A 3918-nucleotide genomic window follows, 5' to 3' on the forward strand; every position below is an offset into this window, starting at 1 on the left:
CCCCGGAAGGCGTACTCCTCCCCCGCCGCCTGGAGGGGCGTCAGCAGCAGCACCACGAGCAGGAAGTCGCGGGTGGTGCTCGTGAACGCGTTGGGCTCGGTGCTGATCTCGGTGCCGCCCTGCTGGGGCACGAACGTGCTGACCACGACGGTCGCCACCAGGGCCACCACGGAGATGCCCGCGCACGCCAGCAGGAAGCGCCAGCGGATCCGCGCGGCCACCGAGGCGAGCCAGCCCGGCCGCAGCCCGTGCAGCCAGCGGGTCAGCAGCCAGGTGATCGGGATGGCGGTGGCCAGCACCAGGTTGACGTAGGCCAGCCCCACCGGTGTGGGGTGGTCGAGGTCCAGGAGGTGGTCCATGCCGGCGCCGACGGGCCGACCGGTGGCCAGCAGCCACGCGACGTACGGCAGCTGCCACAGGAACGGCGAGAGGGCGAAGAGGCCGATCGTGAGCAGGACGACGCCCAGGATCGGGCGCCACGCCCCGCGGCGACCGAGGCGGTGGATCAGGTGGTAGCCCAGCTCCTGGGGTCGGGCCTGCTCGGACACCGGGGTCCGTCAGGCAGACATGGCGTCGCGCAGCCGGGCCAGCGAGCGCTCGCGTCCCAGCAGCTCGAGCGACTCGAAGAGCGGCGGGCTGACCTTCCGGCCGGTCGCCGCGATCCGCACCGGACCGAACGCCAGGCGCGGCTTGAGGCCACGCTCCTCGACCAGGGCCTTGCGCAGCGCCTCGTCGATCTCGCCGGTGCTCCAGGTCTCGATGGCCGACAGCGCGTCGTACGCCGCCCGGACGACGTCGCGACCGGCGTCGTCGAGCGTGTCGGTGCGGGTGAAGTCCGCCTCGTCCACGAAGAGGAAGCCGAGCATGTCGACGGCCTCGGTGAGCTTGTTGATGCGCTCGCCCACCAGCGGCATCGCCTGGTCGAGGAGCTGGCGGTCGGGCAGGTCCGCGGGGTCGAGGACGCCGGCCTTCTCCAGGAACGGCAGGCAACGCTCGGTGATCTCGTCCAGCGCCAGCAGCCGCAGCTGCGAGGTGTTGATCGCCTCGGCCTTCTTGAGGTCGAAGCGCGCGGGGTTGGGGTTGACGTCCTTGATGTCGAAGGCGTCGACCATCTCGTCGAGGGTGAACACGTCCCGGTCGGCGGCGATGGACCAGCCGAGCAGGGCGAGGTAGTTGAGCAGCCCCTCGGGCAGGAACCCCTGCTCGCGGTAGAGCTCCATGTGCGCCTCGGGATCGCGCTTGGAGAGCTTCTTGTTGCCCTGGCCCATCACGTAGGGCAGGTGCCCGTAGCGAGGCGTCTCCTCGGCCAGCCCGATCGCCTTGAAGGCCTCGAAGAGCGCCACCTGGCGCGGGGTGCTGGAGAGCAGGTCCTCGCCGCGCAGGACGTGGGTGATCCGCATCGTGGCGTCGTCGACCGGCGMCGTGAGCGTGTAGAGCGGGTCGCCGTTGGCGCGGGCCAGCGCGTAGTCCGGCACGAACTCGGTCTGGAAGGTGATGTCGCCGCGCACCAGGTCGGTGAACGTGATCTCGCCGTCGGGCATCCGGAACCGGACGACAGGCTCGCGGCCGTCGGCCCGGAAGGCGTCGACCTGCTCGTCGCTCAGCTCGCGGCAGAAGCCGTCGTACCCCATGACCTTGGAGCCGGAGGCCTTGCGGCGCGCGGTGACCTCGTCGGTCGTGCAGTAGCAGTCATAGGTGTACGACGAGGCCCGCAGCCGGGCGAGCACGTCGGCGTAGATGTCGCCGCGCTCGGACTGGCGGTAGGGACCGAAGTCACCGCCCTTCAGCGGGCCCTCGTCCCAGTCGAGCCCGAGCCACTGCATGAGGTCGAGGAGCGAGTCGTAGGACTCCTGCGTGTTCCGCTCCTTGTCCGTGTCCTCGATCCGGAACACGAACGTGCCACCCGCGCCGTGCCGCTGGTGGTGGCGGGCGAAGGCCCAGTTGTAGAGAGCGGTGCGGGCGAGGCCGACGTGCGGGCTGCCCGTCGGGGACGGGGCCATGCGGACGCGGACGGGGGTCTGGGTGCTCAACGCTGTGCCACCTTGTTGATGAGGGTGCCGATGCCGGCGATCGAGACCTCGACCTCGTCGCCGACCTCCATGGGACCGACACCCTCGGGGGTGCCGGTGAGGATGACGTCGCCGGGCAGCAACGTCATGACGCTGGACACGTGCGCGATCAGCGTCGGGATGTCGAAGATCAGGTCGGCGGTGCTGCCGTCCTGGCGGACGTCGCCGTTGACGTGGGTCTGGATCCGGACCCCGTCCGCGAACGTCTGCGGGTCCAGGTCGGTCTCGATCCAGGGGCCGAGCGGGCAGAAGGAGTCGAAGCCCTTGGCGCGGGTGAACTGCACGTCGCTCTTCTGCAGGTCCCGGGCGGTGACGTCGTTGGCGATCGTGTAGCCGTGGATGACGTCGGTGGCCTGCTCGGCCGGGACGTCGCGGCAGATGCGACCGATCACCACGGCGAGCTCGCCCTCGTAGTGCAGGTCCTGCGTCTGGCGCGGGTAGAAGATCGGGTCCCCCGGGCCGACCACGCTGGTGTTGGGCTTGAGGAACATCAACGGCTCGGTCGGCAGGTCGTTGCCCATCTCGGCGGCGTGCGCCGCGTAGTTGCGACCGATGCCCACGACCTTGCTGCGAGGCAGCACCGGCGCGAGGAGGCGGACGTCCTCGAGCTTGTACTCCTGGTCGAGCAGCTTGACGCCGACGTAGAGGGGGTCGCCGGCGAGTGCCACGACGACCGTGTCGTCGGCGGGCTGGCCGTACTCGTCGACCTCCCCGGTCACGACGCCGTACATGGGCTCTTCTCCGGTGGTGAATCTGGCGATACGCACGCGGGCGAGCCTATCCGCCGGCGGCGCCCCGCAGCGCAGCGAGGCTGCGCCCCACGTCGTCCTCGGTCGTGGACCAGTTGCTGACCGACACCCGGAGGACCGCACGGTCGTGCCAGCGCGAGCCGGTCATCCACGCGGTGCCGTCGTCCAGCATCGCCTGCACCACCGCTCGCGTGCGCTCGTCGTCGCCGAAGGCAGCGCACACCTGGGTGAAGACCACGTCGTTGAGGACCTCGGCGCCCTCGATGTCGTCGATCCCCTTGGCCAGCGCGCCCGCGTGGGTGCAGAGCCGGTCGACGAGGTCGGCGACGCCGTCGCGCCCCAGGGCGCGGAGCACCGCCCACACGGGGAAGGCCCGCCCTCGCCGGCTGATCTCGGGCACCTTGTCGAACGGCTCCCCCGCCTCGTCGTGGATGAGGTAGTCGCCGTGCATGCCCATGGAGGCCCGGAGCGCAGCCCGGTCCCGCACGATCGCCAGCCCGCAGTCGTAGGGGACGTTGAGGGTCTTGTGGGCGTCGGTGGCCCAGGAGTCGGCCTGCTCGAAACCCACGACCAGGTGGCGACGGGTGCCCGACGCGGCAGCGAACAGGCCGAAGGCGCCGTCGACGTGCACCCAGGCGCCGTGCTCGTGGGCGAGCGGGATCGCCTCGGCGAAGGGGTCGAACGCGCCCGAGTGGACGTTGCCCGCCTGGAGCACGACGACGGTGGGGCGCTCGTCCCCGGAGGCGAGGGCGGTGGCGAGAGCGGCCGGGTCGATGCGTCCCTCGCGATCGACGGCCACCGGCTCGGGGGCACCGAGCCCGAGGTAGCGCAGCGCCAGGTCGACCGTGTCGTGCCGCTCGCGGCCGACCAGCACCCGCACACCGGGACCACCCACGAGGCCACGCTCGGCCACGTCCCACCCCGCGTGCCGCAGGACGCTGTCCCGGCCGGCGGCGAGGCAGGTGAAGTTGGCCATCGTCCCGCCGGTGACGAAGCCGACGGCGCTGCCCCCGGGGAGACCGAGCAGGTCGACCAGCCAGCGCTCGGTCACGTCCTCGACGGCAGTGTGGGCGGGCGTGATGCGGCGCAGGCCGGAGTTC

The 3918-nt window shown here is 71.4% G+C and carries 3 protein-coding genes and 1 pseudogene; all 4 read right to left on the reverse strand.

From position 1 onward, the window contains the following. Nucleotides 1–548, reverse strand: a pseudogene (locus AC1DQF_RS21275) (CPBP family intramembrane glutamic endopeptidase); the annotation flags it as partial. A 9-nt stretch (nucleotides 549–557) separates the two neighbouring features. Further along, nucleotides 558–2030, reverse strand: coding sequence for a glutamate--tRNA ligase (gene gltX / locus AC1DQF_RS21280; protein ID WP_477527219.1), 1473 nt, complete (start codon nucleotides 2028–2030; stop codon nucleotides 558–560). Continuing rightward, nucleotides 2027–2836, reverse strand: a complete 810-nt coding sequence (locus AC1DQF_RS21285; RefSeq protein WP_477527220.1) for a fumarylacetoacetate hydrolase family protein — start codon at nucleotides 2834–2836, stop codon at nucleotides 2027–2029. Before AC1DQF_RS21285 ends, gltX begins: the two co-directional genes overlap by 4 nt. Before the next feature lie 10 nt (nucleotides 2837–2846). Next, the coding region (locus AC1DQF_RS21290; RefSeq protein ID WP_477527221.1) for a pyridoxal phosphate-dependent decarboxylase family protein at nucleotides 2847–3918 on the reverse strand (1072 nt) is incomplete at its 5' end.

The organism is Nocardioides sp. P4_G4 (genome assembly GCF_056401085.1).